Below are 15193 nucleotides of genomic sequence, written 5' to 3' on the forward strand. Positions count from 1 at the left end.
CGGAGCCGCACATCGACACGGCCCCGCGCCCCCGGGTGGGCTGTCCCGCCGTATGCGGAACGGGCCCCGGCACTGATGTGTCCGGGGCCCGTTCTGCGTCCGTCTGGGGAGACGCGAGGGGATCAGCCCTCGGTCTTCTCCTCGGCCTTGTCGTCGGCCTTCTCGGCGTCGGCGGGCTCGGTGGCGGCGGCCTCGGCGGCCTCCGTCTCCTCGTCCTCCTCGTCGTCCAGGTCGACGATCTCGCCGTTGGTGTCCTTGACCGTGGCCTTCTCGACCACGGCGGCCAGGGCCTTGCCGCGGGCGACCTCGCCGACGAGGAGCGGGACCTGGCCCTGCTCGACGACGGCCTGGGCGAACTGGTCGGGGGACATGCCGGAGGAGGCGGCGCGGCGCATGAGGTGCTCGGTCAGCTCTTCCTGGCTGACGTTGAGCTTCTCCTGCTTGACCAGCTCGTCGAGGACGAACTGGGTCTTGATGCCCTTGACCGCGGCCTCACGGGTCTCGGTCTCGAACTCCTCGGCGGTCTTGCCCTGGAGCTCCAGGTACTTCTCGAGGTCGAGGCCCATCTGGCCGAGCTGGTGGTGCTCGAGGTTGTGCTTACGGGTGTTGATCTCGTCCTCGAGGAGCTTCTCGGGGACCGGGACCTCGACCAGCTCGAGCAGCTTGTCCAGCACGCGCTCCTGGGCCTGCGTGGCCTGGTCGTACTGCTTCATGTTGGCCAGGCGCTTGCGGCTGTCGGCCTGCAGCTCCTCCAGCGTGTCGAACTCCGACGCGAGCTGGGCGAAGTCGTCGTCCAGCTCGGGCAGCTCGCGCGCGGCGACCTGGGTGACCTTGACGGTGACCTCGGCCTCCTTGCCGGCCGCCGAACCGCCCTTGAGCTCGGAGGTGAAGGTGGTCTCGCCACCGGCCTCCAGGCCCTTCACGGCGTCGTCGATGCCGTCCAGCAGTTCGCCGGAGCCGACGGTGTAGGACACGCCGTCGGCGACGCCGTCCTCGAGGACCTCGCCGTCGACCTTGGCCTGCAGGTCGATGGTGATCACGTCGCCGTCGGCGGCGGCGCGCTCGACCGGGGAGGTGGAGGCGAAGCGCTCGCGCAGCTGCTCCACCGACTTCTCGACGTCCTCGTCGCTGACCTCGACGGCGTCGACCTCGACCTCGATGCCGGAGTAGTCCGGGATCTCGATGGAGGGGCGGATGTCGACCTCGGCGGTGAAGTTCAGCGTCTCGCCGTCCTTCAGCTCCGTGATGTCGACCTCGGGCTGGCCGAGCGGGTTCAGCTCGGCCTCGTTGACCGCGTCGGTGTAGAACTTCGGAAGCGCGTCGTTGACCGCCTCCTCCAGAACCGCACCGCGGCCGAACCGCTGGTCGATGACCCGGGCCGGGATCTTGCCCTTGCGGAAGCCCTTCACCGTGACCTGCTGGTTGATCTTCTTGTACGCCGCGTCGAGGCTGTCCTTGAGCTCCTCGAAGGGCACCTCGACAGTGAGCCGAACCCGGGTCGGGTTCAGGGTCTCCACGGCGCTCTTCACGGTTCGGTCTCCTTGGTGGCTGACTTCTTCGGTTCTGCCGGAACCAGAGAGTGTCCGGCAAATTTCGCCGCCCGGAGACTTCAGACGCTGATGACACACGGGCGTGCAGCTTGCATAGTAACGGCAGCGACTACACGGCCCAAAAGGCGATCACCCGGCGATCACTCGCCGGTCAGTCGATGATCGGTCGGTGGTCGGTCGATGGTCGGGGTGGCGGGATTTGAACCCACGGCCTTCCGCTCCCAAAGCGGACGCGCTACCAAGCTGCGCCACACCCCGTCTGGTGCGACACGTAGGGTACATGCCGCCAGGCACCGGGACCGCAGAGTTTCCCGCGCGTCCGGGAAGGTCCGGCGCGGACCGGAAGGGGTGTGCGGCGAGGGGCGGCGACCCGCTACGATGCGTTCAGTGCCGCGGTCACCGACCTGCGGTGCGTGCTGTGCGGGCGTAGCTCAATGGTAGAGCCCCAGTCTTCCAAACTGGCTACGCGGGTTCGATTCCCGTCGCCCGCTCCGAGAGGCCTCCGGCCCGGTCCCCCAGGGGATCGGGCCGGAGGCCTTTGTGCGGTCCGGGGCTGCCCGGGGCCGCACGGAGGCCTGGAAGCGGCGGGCTAGAACTGGATCGAGTTGATCGTGTCCGCTATCGAGTCCAGGAAGCGTTGGATGTCGTCGGCCATGCCGGTCGAGGCCAGGAAGAAGCCGAAGAGGACCGCGACGATCGCCGGCCCCGCCTTGATGGACCCTCCCCGCAGCAGCACCACCAGGATGATCCCCAAGAGCAGCACCACTGACAGTGAAATGGCCACAACTGATCACACCCTCGGTCGGTCCGCACTACCGCCCGGAGGTGCGGCACCGCACACCCCCGCCAGAACCATCGTGCCACCAACCGGGCCTCGTCATGCGGCGGGTGACACATCGTCCGGCCGGTTCCTTCGGCGGCGCGCTCCCCCGCGCACGCGGGCGCGGCCCACCGTCGCACTCCGTACGGAATTTCGACGGGGCACCCGTACGGGGAATTCGAGCTGTTTCGTTTCCATGCCCACACAACGCGTTCGCAGATATTTCGAATTGTCGTGGCCGACACAGCGGCGGGTGCGCCGACAGGGTCATCACAGGGAGATCACAGGATCACCCATGAGGCCTGTAAGCGCATTGAAGCGGACATTCCAGTGGAGTCGCCCGCCGGTCTTATGCGCTGTTTAGTCCTGACGTGTCGTGACAAGTGGGGTGCTCCGGGAGGGGCTTGGACGCGCGGCGACGGGCCGGGGATGTGGGGGCCGTCACGCGACCGGAGGAGCCGAGTTCCCCGAATACCGGGGTACCCGAACGGTACTCACACCGTACTCACACCGCGCTCAAGACCCGAAATGCAGGAATGACGTCGAGGGTTTTACGGAATCCCACGGAGAACGCTAGGGTGCCTCAGATGTTCTACGCTGCCTCGTCCCCCACCAGAGCAGCGAGGTCCTGTGGCCACTCGCCGAGTTCCCGGCGGGGGGTTGCATGACTAGCTCGCTGCGACCTCAGGGCGACCGGAAGTCGCCGTCCCCGCCCTCCCCGCCGAGCCGGCAGCGCGACGCGTTCTTCGACAACGCCAAGTACCTGGCGATCGTGCTGGTCGGTGTGGGCCACGCCTGGGGACAGATCCTGGACGGGAACCGGACCGTGGAGACCCTCTACCGGGTCCTGTACACGTTCCACATGCCGGCGTTCATCGTCATCTCCGGCTACTTCTCGCGCAGTTTCGACCTGAGCCCCAAGCGCGTCAAACGGCTGATCACCGGTGTCGCCGTCCCGTACCTCGTCTTCGAGGTCGCCTACACGCTGCACCGCCGCGTCAGCGAGGACCCGCAGAGCGACTTCAGCCTGCTGGACCCCACCTATCTCCTGTGGTTCCTGTGCGCGCTGTTCGTCTGGCGGCTGACCACCCCCATCTGGCAGACGGTCCGTTGGCCGCTGCCGATCGCCCTCGGCATCGCCGCGCTGGCCTCCGTGACGCCCAGCGTGGGCAACGACCTGAACATGCAGCGGGTGCTGCAGTTCCTGCCGTGCTTCGTGCTGGGTCTGGTCCTGCGCCCCGAGCACTTCCAGCTGGTACGGCGCCGCTCGGTGCGGATCTGGTCCGTGCCGGTGGTCGCGGCGGCGCTGGTGATCGCCTGGTGGTCGGTGCCGCGCATGGAGACCGGCTGGTTCTACCGCAACGCCGCCATGCAGGACACGGGCGCCCCCTGGTGGTCCGGGCCCGTCCTGACGCTGGCGCTCTTCGGCTGCTCCGTGGTGCTGACCGCGTGCTTCTTCGCCTGGGTGCCCGGCCGGCGCATGTGGTTCACGGCGCTCGGCGCCGGCACGATCTACGGCTACCTGCTGCACGGCTTCCTGGTGAAGGAGGGCAGCTACACCGGCTGGTTCCAGCACTCCTTCCTGGACCAGCCGCTCGGCGAGATCGGGCTCACCGTGCTCGGCGCCGCCGCCGTCACCCTGCTGTGCACCAAGCCCGTCCAGCGGGTGCTGCGGTACGTGGTGGAACCGCGGATGGACTGGGCCTTCAAGCGGGATCCCGGCGACGCCGCCCGGGGCCGCGAGCAGCGGGAGCGGTCCGAGGCGCGCGAGCGCGGCACGGCCACCGCCCCCGCCGCGCCGCAGGGCAGCGGGGAGAAGGTCTCCGTCTAGGACCGGTGGGTCACCCCTGGCCGAGAAGTGCGCGCATGCGTGCGTACTTCTCGGCCAGTCGCGTGCGGGTCGCCTCGTCGAGGACGGCCAGCCGCGCGGGGTCGGCGTTGTGCGCCAGGTCCGCCTCCTTGACCAGCCGCGCGCCGGGGGTGGCCAGGATCCGCGCGGCGTACGCCTCGGGCGGCTCCCCCGCCCGCTTGGTGAGGGCCAGGACGATGTCCTTGGTACGGCGGCTCAGCGGCGCCTCGTCCAGCCAGCGCTCGGTCAGCGCGTCGTCCTCGACGGCGTCGTGCAGCCAGGCGGCCGCGATCTGCTCGTCGTCGCCACCGCGCGCCCGTACGCCCTCGGCGACGGCCCGCAGGTGTTCGGCGTACGGCCGGCCCGCCTTGTCGGTCTGTCCGGCGTGGGCGGCGCGGGCGGTGGCCTCGACCTCGGTCAGGGAGAGCGGCGGGGCGGGCGGTCCGCAGTCGCGGGGCAGGGGCGGCGGCGTGGGCGGCATGGGCCCAGTATGTCGGCGCGGGCCTCAGCCCCTGGCCGGTGCGGACTGGGCCGTCGGGCCCTCCCGGCAGATCAGCAGCAGCGCCCGGTCGTCGTTGACGTCCTTGGCCACCGCCTCGATCAGGTGCCAGGCCGCGCCGTGGAAGCCGCCCGCGACATAGCGGTCGGCCTCGCCGGTGAGGCGGTCGATGCCCTCGGCGATGTCCCGTTCGGAGGTCTCCACCAGGCCGTCCGTGAACAGCATCAGCACGTCGCCGGGCCGCAGCGACCCCTTCACCTGGTCGAACTGCGCGCCGTCGTACACGCCGAGCAGCGGCCCCTCGGCCGACTTCTCCTCCCAGCGGCCGGTGCCCGCGCTGAGCTGGAGGCCCGGTGGATGCCCGGCCGAGTACAGCTCGTAGTCGCCGGAGTCGAGGTCCAGGACGAGGTGGATGGAGGTGGCGAAGCCCTCGTCCCAGTCCTGGCGGAGCAGGTAGCCGTTGGCGGCCGGCAGGAAGGCGTGCGGGGGCAGGCTGCCGAGGAGTCCGCCGAAGGCCCCCGACAGCAGCAGGGCGCGCGAGGCGGCGTCCATGCCCTTGCCGGAGACGTCGGTGAGGACGACCTCCAGGGTCCGGCCACCGTTGGTGCGGGCCGCGACGACGAAGTCGCCGGAGAAGGACTGCCCGCCCGCCGGGCGCAGCGCCATCTCGCGGTGCCAGCCCTTCGGCAGCTTGGGCAGCTTGCTCTGGACGCGGATGCGTTCGCGCAGGTCGAAGAGCATGGTGCCGCCGCGCCGCCAGGGCACGCCGACCCGGCTGCGGAACTGGGCGACGAGGAGTCCGAAGAAGCCGCAGGCGGCGACCACCAGGACCACGCCGGGCGTGACCCGGGAGGGGCCCTCGGTGTACGGGCCGAGCTGCACGGACTCCACGATCAGCGCGGTGGCCGCCGCGGCGTACAGGCCGAGCAGGCTCGCCGGGCGCAGCAGCAGGCCGCCCGCGACGATCGGGATGACCAGCGCGGAGGGCGAGCACCACACCGAGTTGGCCATCGTGGTGGCCGCGATGACGGGGATCGTCAGCAGCAGTCCGGCGAGCGCGATCCAGTCCGAACCGTCGCCGCGGAAGTAGTCGACGGCGGCTCGGCGCACGCCGACGCGGGCCCGGTGCCACTGCTTCTTCCACCGGGCCGTGAAGGTCTCGGCCTCCGCGCGCCGCTGTCGTCCTGCTGCCATTAGTTCGGGACCCTATCCATCTCACCGGCCGCTTGGCACGGGAGGTCCCACTTGTCCCCCGTCCGGGGCCGGACTTCACAGTGAACTTCACGAACGGCTCCCGCGCCGCAACCCCGGGGAAATTGCCTCGCCGGTCTCGCGCGGCCCTGATACGCATGCTGCATGGAAAGCTCCACGGGTAAAGACGGCGGTGTGCAGACGGAGCCGCGAGTGCTGCGGCGCGACGAGTGGGACAGGTGGTACGGGACGCTGGTCCGTGCCTTCAGCGGGGTTCCGGAGCCCGCCGAGGAGTTGGAGCTGTTCCGGGAGCTGACGCAGGTCGACCGGTCGATCGGGGTCTGGGAAAGCGACGGGGAGGGCGGCGCGTGCGTCGGGACGGCGGGGGCGTTCGCCTTCCGGATGACCGTGCCGGGTGGCGCGCTGGTGCCCGCCGCGGGCGTGACGATGGTGAGCGTCGCCGCCACGCACCGGCGCCGGGGCGTGCTGACCTCGATGATGCGGCGGCAGTTGGACGACGTACGGGCCTGGGGCGAGCCGCTGGCCGTGCTGACGGCCTCCGAGCCGGCGATCTACGGCCGGTTCGGGTACGGCGCCGCGACCTTCGGGCTCAGCGCGGAGATCGACACGAGCCGGGTCCGGCTGTCGGTGCCGGCCGGCACGGATGACGTACGGCTGCGGTACGAGGCGCCCGCGGACGTGCTCGACGCGTGCGAGGCGGTGTACGCGCGGCTGGTGCCGGGGCGGCCCGGGATGCTGGACCGGCGGCCCGGCTGGGAGCGGCTGGCGCTGCTGGACCCGGAGAGCGGGCGGGACGGCGCCTCGCCCCTGCAGTGCGTGGTCGCCCGGCGGGGCGGCGAGGTCACCGGGTACGCGCGGTTCCGGGTACGGCCGTCCTGGGGGCCCGAGGGTGCCAAGGGCACGGTGGTCCTCGACGACCTGGCCGGCCTCGATCCGGCGACCGAGGCGGCGCTGTGGCGCTTCCTGTACGACATCGACCTGACCTCGACGCTGGCGGTGCGGGGGCGGCCGGTCGACGAGGCGTGGCGGCACCAGGTGTCGGACATCCGGCGGTGCCGGCCGGAGCTGCGGGACGCGTTGTACGTACGGCTGGTGGACGTGGGGGCGGCGCTCGCGGCGCGGACCTACCAGGCGCCGGTGGACGTGGTGTTCGAGGTCGAGGACGCCTTCTGCCCCTGGAACGCGGGGCGTTGGCGGCTGAGCGGCGACGCGAAGGGGGCGTCGTGCGAGCGTACGTCGGATGCGGCCGATCTCGCACTGTCGGTACGGGAGTTGGGGGCGGCGTACCTCGGGGGCGTGAGCCTCGGTTCGCTGGGCGCGGCCGGGCGGGTGCGCGAGGTGCGGCCCGGGGCGCTGGCGGCGGCGTCGGTGGGGTTCGGGTCCGACGTGGCGCCGTGGCTGCCGCACGGATTCTGAGCGCGGGCGCGGGGGGCTAACGCCGCTGGCAGGCCGGGCACCAGAAGAGGTTGCGGGCGGCGAGGTCGGCGGTGCGGACCGGGCTGCCGCAGAGGTGGCAGGGCTGGTTCGCCCGCCGGTAGACGTAGACCTCGCCGCCGTGGTCGTCGACGCGGGGCGGGCGGCCCATGGCCTCGGGGGTGTGCTCGGGGCGGACGGTGTCGATGCGGTTGTTGCGTACGCCCTCGCGCATGAGGGCGGTGAGGTCCTGCCAGATCGCGTCCCACTCGGGGCGGGTGAGGTCCTTGCCGGGGCGGTACGGGTCGATGCCGTGGCGGAAGAGGACCTCGGCGCGGTAGACGTTGCCGACGCCGGCGATGACCTTCTGGTCCATGAGCAGGGCGGCGACGGTGGTGCGGCTGCGGGAGATCCGGCGGTAGGCGGCCGCGGGGTCGGCGTCCGGGCGCAGGGGGTCGGGGCCGAGGCGGTCGTGTATCGCCTGCTTCTCCGGGGGCGTGATGAGGGCGCAGGTGGTGGGGCCGCGGAGGTCGACGTACGCGGTGTCGTTCGCGAGGCGGAGGCGGACGGTGTCCGTGGGCGGGGGTGCGGGGGCCGGGCCGAAGGTGACCTTGCCGAAGAGGCCGAGGTGGATGTGGACCCAGGTGGGGTCCTCGGCTGCGCCGAAGCCCAGGAAGAGGTGTTTGCCGTGGGCGTCGGCGGTGGTCAGGACGGTGCCGTCTAGGAGGGCTGCGGCGTCGGCGAACTTGCCCTGGGGGCTGGTGGTGTGGACTGCCGTCCGGGCGAAGGCGGCGGTGTAGTCCTGGGCCAGCCGGTGAATCGTGTGGCCCTCTGGCACGGGTGTGTCCTTTCTTTGTCTTTTTGCCCACCCGCCCACCCGACTCGGTGGGTCGAGAGGCTCGACTCGCCGCGGGGCTCCGCCCCACACCCCGGCGGGGACTCCGTCCCCTGCACCCCTGCGGGCCGGTTGTCCTGCACCCCTGCGGGGCTGATTCCCTGCATCCCTGCGGGGCTGATTCGCTACATCCCTGCGGGCCTGTTTCTCTACGCTCCTGCGGGCCCGTTTCCCTACACCCCTTCGGGTCCGTTTCCCTACACAGCACCCGTCCTTGGGCACTCATCCGCCCAGCGGGCTCGCGTCCCCACCCGGCGGGCTCGCGTCCCACCCGGCGGACTCCCATCCCCACCCGGGGTCCGCTCCCACCCGGCGGGCTTGCGTCCCCGCTCAGTGGGCTGACGTCGCCGTCCAGCAGGATCGCGTTGCCCACCAGCGGGCTTGACCTCCTGCGAAACGGGCTCGTGTCCCTGCTCAGCCGACTCGACCACGCCAAGCTGGCTCGCGTCCCCACCAGACGGGCCCGTTCCCACCCGGCGGGCTCGCGTCCCCACTCAGCGGGCTGACGTCGCCGTCCGGCAGAACCGCGTCGCCCGCCAGCGGGCTTCCGTTCCCGCGAAGCGGGCTCGCGTCCCCGCTCAGCGGGCTCGTCCGCGCCAAGCGGGCTGAGGTCGCCGTCCAGCACGATCGCGTCGCCCACCAGCGGGCTTGCGTTCCCCCGAAGCGGGCTCATCCACTCCCTCAGCAGGGTCGCTCCCGCCCCGTGGGTCTCTCCGGTTGGACGGACCGTCGGGGACGCGGGGCGGGCGGCTGCTCCTGTTGCTGCGGGGGCGGGGCGCCGCCCCCGTGTTGGCGGGTCGGGGAGCGGGGGCTACTGCTGGGGGTGGTGGGCCGGGACGGGCGGGAGGTCGCCTGTTGATTCGTAGGACGTGAGCATGTCGATGCGGCGGATGTGGCGTTCGTCGCCGGAGAACGGGGTGGCGAGGAAGGTCTCGACGAACTTCGTCGCCTCGTCCTGCGTGTGCATGCGGGCGCCGACCGCGACGACGTTGGCGTTGTTGTGCTGGCGGCCCAGCGCCGCCGTCTCCTCGCTCCAGGCCAGCGCCGCGCGCACGCCCTTCACCTTGTTCGCCGCGATCTGCTCGCCGTTGCCGGAGCCGCCGATCACGATGCCGAGGGCGTCGGGGTCCGCGGCCGTGCGCTCGGCGGCGCGCAGGCAGAAGGGCGGGTAGTCGTCCTGGGCGTCATAGATGTGCGGGCCGCAGTCGACGGGCTCGTGGCCCGCCGCCTCGAGCCATTCGACGAGGTGATTCTTGAGTTCGAAGCCCGCATGGTCCGAGCCGAGATACACGCGCATGCGTCGAGTGTGACACGCGGGCCGGGAGGCGGGCGCTTCGGGTGGCAGCCATGAAAAGGGCTGGTGAAACTATGGAAGCTCAGGGAAAGCTCAAGTAACGATCCGGATTCAAAGGTTCCCGAATCCGTTCACCTCCGTTTCACTGGTCCGGCTCGTACACCGCTCGTACGGGAAAATGCTCGACCGGCGCAAAGGAAACCTCCCCCCATGACTTCGCAGCCGACCTTGACCAAATCCGAGGAGGAGCCCGCGGGCCCCTCGGGAACCGGGTCCGGGCTTCAGGCCGGGCTCAAGAACCGCCATCTCTCGATGATCGCCATCGGCGGCGTCATCGGGGCCGGGCTGTTCGTGGGTTCCAGTTCCGGGATCGCCACCGCGGGACCCGGCATCCTTCTCTCGTACGCCCTCGTCGGCACGCTCGTGGTGCTGGTGATGCGGATGCTCGGGGAGATGTCGGCCGCCAATCCGACCTCCGGGTCGTTCTCCGCCCACGCCGACCGGGCGCTCGGCCCCTGGGCCGGGTTCTCCATCGGCTGGCTCTACTGGTTCTTCTGGGTCGTGGTGCTGGCCGTGGAGGCGACGGCCGGGGCAAAGATCCTGGAGGGGTGGATCCCCGCCGTGCCGCAGTGGGGGTGGGCGCTGATCGTGATGGTCGTGCTGACCGCCACCAACCTCGCCTCCGTCGGCTCCTACGGCGAGTTCGAGTTCTGGTTCGCCGGGATCAAGGTCGTCGCCATCGCCGCGTTCATCGTCGTCGGCGGGCTGGCCGTCTTCGGCGTGCTGCCCGGCGTGGACAGCGAGCAGGCGGGGCTGGGGAACCTGACGGAACACGGCGGGTTCCTGCCGAACGGGGCCGGGGCCATCCTCACCGGCGTGCTGCTCGTCGTCTTCTCCTTCATGGGCAGCGAGATCCCCACCCTCGCCGCCGGTGAGTCCGAGGACCCGCAGCGGGCCGTCACCAAGGCGACCAACAGCATCATCTGGCGCATCGCCGTCTTCTACCTGGGCTCCATCTTCGTCGTGATCGCCCTGCTGCCCTGGGACTCGCAGTCGATCGTCGACAAGGGCTCCTACGTCGCCGCGCTGGACTCGCTCGGCATCGCGAACGCCGGTCAGATCATGAACTTCATCGTGCTGACGTCCGTGCTGTCCTGTCTGAACTCCGGTCTCTACACCGCTTCCCGCATGGCCTTCTCGCTCGGTGAGCGCGGTGACGCGCCGCGGGCCTTCGCCCGGACCACCCGGCGCGGGGTGCCGCGGACGGCGATCCTGGTCTCCGTGGTGTTCGGCTTCGTCGCCGTCTTCTTCAACTACGAGTTCCCGGACTCCGTCTTCCTCTTCCTGGTCAACTCCTCCGGCGCCGTGGCCCTCTTCGTGTGGCTGGTGATCTGCTTCTCGCAGCTGCGGATGCGCCGGATCATCCAGGCCGAGGCACCGGAGAAGCTGGTGGTGCGGATGTGGCTGTTCCCGTATCTGACCTGGGCCGCCGCCGCTGTGATCGTCTTCGTGCTGGGCTACATGCTGACCGACACCGAGCACGACGGGCGCACCACCGTGCTGCTGTCGCTGCTCGTCGCCGCGCTGGTCCTCGTCGTCGCCTTCGTCAAGCAGCGGATCGTCAAGCGCCGGATCGACGCTCGCGGGACCGTCGCCGAGAAGGGCTGACCGCCCCGGGACGTGAGAGGGGCCCGCCGGATCGCTGCTGCGCTCCGGCGGGCCCCTTTCGTGGGCCTGCGGCCTGTTACCGCTTGTCGACCAGCTTCCAGGCGGTGGGCAGGACGCCCATGGCCAGCGCGGCCTTGAGCGCGTCGCCGATCAGGAACGGGGTGAGGCCGGCCGCGATCGCGGCGGTGAGGGACATGTCGGCGGCGAGGGCCAGGTACGGCACGCCGACGGCGTAGATGATCGCCTCGCCGAGCAGCATCGTGCCGGCCGTGCGCAGCACCGAGCGGTCGGCGCCGCGGCGGGCCAGGGCGCCCACGACCGTGACGGCGAGCAGCATGCCGAAGACGTAGCCGAGGGAGGGGGCGGCGGTGCCGGAGCCGCCCTCCGCGAACCACGGCATGCCCGCCATGCCGACCAGGGCGTACAGCGCGAGGGAGAGCAGGCCGCGGCGGGCGCCGAGCGTGGTGCCGACGAGCAGGGCCGCGAAGGTCTGGCCGGTCACCGGCACGGGGGAGCCGGGCACGGGCACCGCGATCTGGGCCGCGATGCCGGTGAGTACGGCGCCGCCCGCCACGAGCGCGACGTCCCGGACTCGGGAGGAGGGGATGAGGTCGGCGAGGACCTGCCCGGAGCGGCGGGCGGATACGGCAGCGGTGCTCATGGGGACTCCGCGGTGGTGTGGACATGTCGGGACACCGCGACGCTATCCCAGCGTCCCGGGGCCGATCACCAGCAGCGCTCGACAAAGGCCCGCTCGTCGGCTTGGTGGGCTCCCGACAAAGGATGCGGGATACACACGCACCGGGGTGACACCGGTCACCGAGGGGGTGAGGCGACCGTCACCAGTAAGCGGAATCCTGAATTCGGATGGCTACGTTCCGTATCCGCTTCGTCCGTATCGTGGGCATCCGCTGTCGCCGGGCGGCGCGAGACCGGAAACTGTGGGCGCTTTTGCCCTGCCCCCGTCCCCCCACGCATTGGACGAGCCGCTCCATGTCCAACAGCACCACCACCGAGGCGCCCCGGCAGCCGGTGGACTCCTCCCTCTCCCACGGCCTCAAGCAGCGCCATCTGTCGATGATCGCCCTCGGCGGGGTGATCGGCGCCGGGCTGTTCGTCGGCTCGGGCGCCGGTATCGCCGCCGCCGGGCCCTCGATCGTCGTCGCCTACACCCTCTCCGGCCTCCTGGTGATGCTGGTGATGCGGATGCTGGGCGAGATGTCCGCCGCGTATCCGTCCTCCGGTTCCTTCTCCGCGCACGCCGAGCGGGCGATCGGCCCCTGGGCCGGGTTCACCGCGGGCTGGGCGTTCTGGGTGCTGCTGTGCACGGCCGTCGGCCTGGAGGGCATCGGCGCCGCGCAGATCGTGCACGGCTGGCTGCCGGGCACGCCCGAGTGGGCGTGGGTGGCGCTGTTCATGGTGGTGTTCTGCGGGACGAACCTGGCCGCCGTGAAGAACTTCGGCGAGTTCGAGTTCTGGTTCGCCGCCCTCAAGGTCGGCGCGATCTCGCTGTTCCTGGTGCTGGGCGTGCTGGCGATCTGCGGCGTCCTGCCGGGCACCGACTCCCCCGGCACCTCCCACCTGGGCGACTTCCTGCCGAACGGCGGCAACGGCCTGATCATCGGCCTGCTCGCCTCGGTGTTCGCCTACGGCGGCCTGGAGACGGTCACCATCGCGGCGGCCGAGTCGGAGAACCCGGTCAAGGGCGTGGCGAGCGCCGTACGGACGGCGATGTGGCGCATCGCGCTGTTCTACATCGGCTCGATGGCGGTCATCGTGACGCTGGTCCCGTGGGACTCCAAGGAGGTCGTGGAGAAGGGCCCGTACGTCGCCGCCCTCGACGAACTCGGCATTCCCGGCGCCGGGCAGCTCATGAACGTCGTCGTGCTGGTCGCGCTGCTGAGCGCGATGAACGCCAACATCTACGGGGCCTCCCGCATCGGCTACTCGCTGGTCGAGCGCGGCCAGGGCCCGAGGGCGCTCGGCCGGGTGTCGGGCGGGGTGCCGCGGATCGCGGTGCTGGTCTCCTCCCTCTTCGGCTTCGGCTGCGTGCTGCTCAGCTACTGGCGGCCGGACGACGTCTTCTCCTGGCTGCTGAACATGATCGGCGCGGTCATCCTGGTCGTCTGGATCTTCATCGCCGCCTCACAGCTGCGGCTGCGCCGCCGCCTGGAGCGGGAGGCGCCCGAGAAGCTGGTCGTGCGCATGTGGGGCTTCCCGTGGCTGACCTGGGTGGCGCTGGCGGGCATGGCCGCGGTGTTCGTGCTGATGGCCCGCGAGCCGGACACCCGGGTGCAGCTGTACTCGACGGGCGCGATGACGCTGGCCCTGGCCGCCGTGGGCTACCTCCGGCAGCGCCGGGCGACCGCCCGCGGTTAGCCGGGCGCCCGGTCTCTCCCGAGGGCCTCCGCACGAACGCGTGCGGGGGCCCTTTCGCGTGCGCGTCGGCACGCCCCTCCGTCCCTCCGTGGACTCTTGCTGCTAGCGTGCACTTGCAAGCCTTTTGCAATAAGAGGTCGGAGGGGATCCGCCATGTCCGTCTACTCACTTCCTGAACTGCCGTACGACTACTCCGCGCTGGCCCCCGTGATCAGCCCCGAGATCATCGAGCTGCACCACGACAAGCACCACGCCGCGTACGTCAAGGGCGCCAATGACACGCTGGAGCAGCTTGCCGAGGCGCGGGACAAGGAGACGTGGGGCTCGATCAACGGCCTGGAGAAGAACCTGGCCTTCCACCTCTCCGGCCACATCCTGCACTCGATCTACTGGCACAACATGACCGGCGACGGCGGCGGCGAGCCCCTGGACAAGGACGGCGTGGGCGAACTGGCCGACGCGATCGCCGAGTCCTTCGGCTCCTTCGCCGGGTTCAAGGCGCAGCTCACCAAGGCCGCCGCGACCACCCAGGGCTCGGGCTGGGGCGTGCTGGCCTACGAGCCGCTGAGCGGCCGGCTGATCGTCGAGCAGATCTACGACCACCAGGGCAACGTCGGCCAGGGCTCCACCCCGATCCTGGTCTTCGACGCCTGGGAGCACGCCTTCTACCTGCAGTACAAGAACCAGAAGGTCGACTTCATCGAGGCCATGTGGGCCGTCGTCAACTGGCAGGACGTCGCCAAGCGCTACGCGGCCGCCAAGTCCCGGACCAACACGCTGCTGCTGGCGCCCTGAGAGCCGGCCCCCGGTCGTCCCGCCTCGTGATCGTCTTCTCAACCTTCGCCGGGCGGGCGGAATGAGGGAAGCCCCCGCGAGGGCGTGACTCGCGGGGGCTTCCTGTGTGCGGGGGTCCTACAGGTTGCTGAAGTCCGGCTCCTTGGTGCGGGTCCGCTTGATCTCGTAGAAGCCCGGCACGGACGCCACGGCGAGGGTGCCGTCCCAGAGCCTGGCGGCGTCCTCGCCCTTGGGGGCGGGGGTGACGACCGGACCGAAGAAGGCGATCTGCTCGCCGTCGGCGCCGGGTACCGCGATCACCGGGGTGCCGACCTCCTGGCCGACCTTGTCGATGCCCTCCTTGTGGGAGGCGCGCAGCTGGGGCTCGTAGGGGGTGTCGTCCCAGTGGTCCATGAGGGACTCGGGCAGGCCGACGTCCTTCAGGGCGGCGGCGACCGTCTCCCGGCCCGGCCCCTCCTCCTGGTTGTGGATGCGGGTGCCGAGCGCCGTGTAGAGGTCGCCGAGCACCTCGGCGCCGTGCTCCTCCTGGGCCGCGATGACGACGCGGACCGGGCCCCAGGCCTTGACCTCCAGCAGCTCGCGGTAGTCCGCGGGCAGCTCGTCGAGCTTGTCCTCGTTGAGGACGGCCAGGCTCATCACGTGCCAGCGGACCTCGATGTCCCTGACCTTCTCCACCTCCAGGACCCAGCGGGAGGTCATCCAGGCCCAGGGGCACAGGGGGTCGAACCAGAAGTCGACGGGCGTCTTCTCCGACATGTCTCTCCTCATGAGGCTCCGCGTGCGAGCGTTTCTCCGGGCAACCGGCCGCCCGGCCCACCC

Annotated in this window: 13 protein-coding genes and 2 tRNA genes; 6 read left to right on the forward strand and 9 right to left on the reverse strand. The window is 70.8% G+C overall.

Features of this window, described 5'->3' with window-relative positions:
• Window positions 1-122: 122 nt before the first annotated feature.
• On the reverse strand, window positions 123-1529 hold the full coding sequence (tig, locus tag ACGH52_RS13560) for a trigger factor (protein WP_399939343.1): 1407 nt from the start codon (window positions 1527-1529) through the stop codon (window positions 123-125).
• Between the two features lie 202 nt (window positions 1530-1731).
• A tRNA-Pro gene (locus ACGH52_RS13565) sits at window positions 1732-1808 on the reverse strand.
• Between the two features lie 162 nt (window positions 1809-1970).
• Here ACGH52_RS13565 and ACGH52_RS13570 point away from each other — a divergent pair.
• Window positions 1971-2041 (forward strand) — tRNA-Gly (locus ACGH52_RS13570).
• 98 nt (window positions 2042-2139) lie between these two features.
• On the opposite strand, the gene ACGH52_RS13575 is transcribed toward ACGH52_RS13570, so the two are convergent.
• Complete coding sequence (locus ACGH52_RS13575) at window positions 2140-2334, reverse strand: hypothetical protein (protein ID WP_059302352.1); 195 nt, start codon at window positions 2332-2334, stop codon at window positions 2140-2142.
• Window positions 2335-3034: 700 nt separating this feature from the next.
• Here ACGH52_RS13575 and ACGH52_RS13580 point away from each other — a divergent pair.
• A complete protein-coding gene (locus tag ACGH52_RS13580; protein ID WP_210977292.1) occupies window positions 3035-4201 on the forward strand; it encodes an acyltransferase family protein in 1167 nt (388 codons plus the stop codon).
• Between the two features lie 10 nt (window positions 4202-4211).
• On the opposite strand, the gene ACGH52_RS13585 is transcribed toward ACGH52_RS13580, so the two are convergent.
• A complete protein-coding gene (locus ACGH52_RS13585; RefSeq protein WP_399939346.1) occupies window positions 4212-4700 on the reverse strand; it encodes an HD domain-containing protein in 489 nt (162 codons plus the stop codon).
• Window positions 4701-4724: 24 nt separating this feature from the next.
• Window positions 4725-5912: a PP2C family protein-serine/threonine phosphatase gene (locus tag ACGH52_RS13590; protein WP_210977290.1), complete on the reverse strand. Its 1188-nt coding sequence runs from the start codon at window positions 5910-5912 to the stop codon at window positions 4725-4727.
• Between the two features lie 162 nt (window positions 5913-6074).
• On the opposite strand from ACGH52_RS13590, the gene ACGH52_RS13595 reads away from it, so the two are divergent.
• Window positions 6075-7346, forward strand: coding sequence for a GNAT family N-acetyltransferase (locus tag ACGH52_RS13595; protein WP_399939350.1), 1272 nt, complete (start codon window positions 6075-6077; stop codon window positions 7344-7346).
• Between the two features lie 16 nt (window positions 7347-7362).
• Here ACGH52_RS13595 and ACGH52_RS13600 read toward each other — a convergent pair whose 3' ends face one another.
• Together ACGH52_RS13600 and ACGH52_RS13605 are read right to left on the reverse strand one after the other, a co-directional pair.
• Window positions 7363-8181, reverse strand: a complete 819-nt coding sequence (locus ACGH52_RS13600) for an Fpg/Nei family DNA glycosylase (RefSeq protein WP_399939353.1) — start codon at window positions 8179-8181, stop codon at window positions 7363-7365.
• Between the two features lie 868 nt (window positions 8182-9049).
• Window positions 9050-9535, reverse strand: coding sequence for a ribose-5-phosphate isomerase (locus tag ACGH52_RS13605; protein ID WP_210978001.1), 486 nt, complete (start codon window positions 9533-9535; stop codon window positions 9050-9052).
• Between the two features lie 207 nt (window positions 9536-9742).
• Between ACGH52_RS13605 and ACGH52_RS13610 the strand changes: the two genes are divergently transcribed.
• On the forward strand, window positions 9743-11200 hold the full coding sequence (locus tag ACGH52_RS13610) for an amino acid permease (protein WP_399939356.1): 1458 nt from the start codon (window positions 9743-9745) through the stop codon (window positions 11198-11200).
• Between the two features lie 76 nt (window positions 11201-11276).
• Here ACGH52_RS13610 and ACGH52_RS13615 read toward each other — a convergent pair whose 3' ends face one another.
• Window positions 11277-11861, reverse strand: coding sequence for a biotin transporter BioY (locus tag ACGH52_RS13615; protein WP_076974332.1), 585 nt, complete (start codon window positions 11859-11861; stop codon window positions 11277-11279).
• 332 nt (window positions 11862-12193) lie between these two features.
• On the opposite strand from ACGH52_RS13615, the gene ACGH52_RS13620 reads away from it, so the two are divergent.
• Both ACGH52_RS13620 and ACGH52_RS13625 read left to right on the forward strand, forming a co-directional pair.
• Entirely contained in the window at window positions 12194-13579 is a 1386-nt protein-coding gene (locus ACGH52_RS13620; RefSeq protein ID WP_121701844.1) for an amino acid permease, read from the forward strand.
• Window positions 13580-13732: 153 nt separating this feature from the next.
• Complete coding sequence (locus tag ACGH52_RS13625) at window positions 13733-14374, forward strand: superoxide dismutase (RefSeq protein ID WP_121701845.1); 642 nt, start codon at window positions 13733-13735, stop codon at window positions 14372-14374.
• A 117-nt stretch (window positions 14375-14491) separates the two neighbouring features.
• Here the strand turns inward: ACGH52_RS13625 and ACGH52_RS13630 are convergent, their stop codons facing one another.
• Window positions 14492-15130, reverse strand: coding sequence for a DsbA family protein (locus ACGH52_RS13630; RefSeq protein WP_193777577.1), 639 nt, complete (start codon window positions 15128-15130; stop codon window positions 14492-14494).
• Window positions 15131-15193: the final 63 nt, after the last annotated feature.

Source organism: Streptomyces sp. BBFR25, assembly GCF_044590125.1.
Taxonomy (GTDB): Bacteria; Actinomycetota; Actinomycetes; order Streptomycetales; family Streptomycetaceae; genus Streptomyces; species Streptomyces canus_D.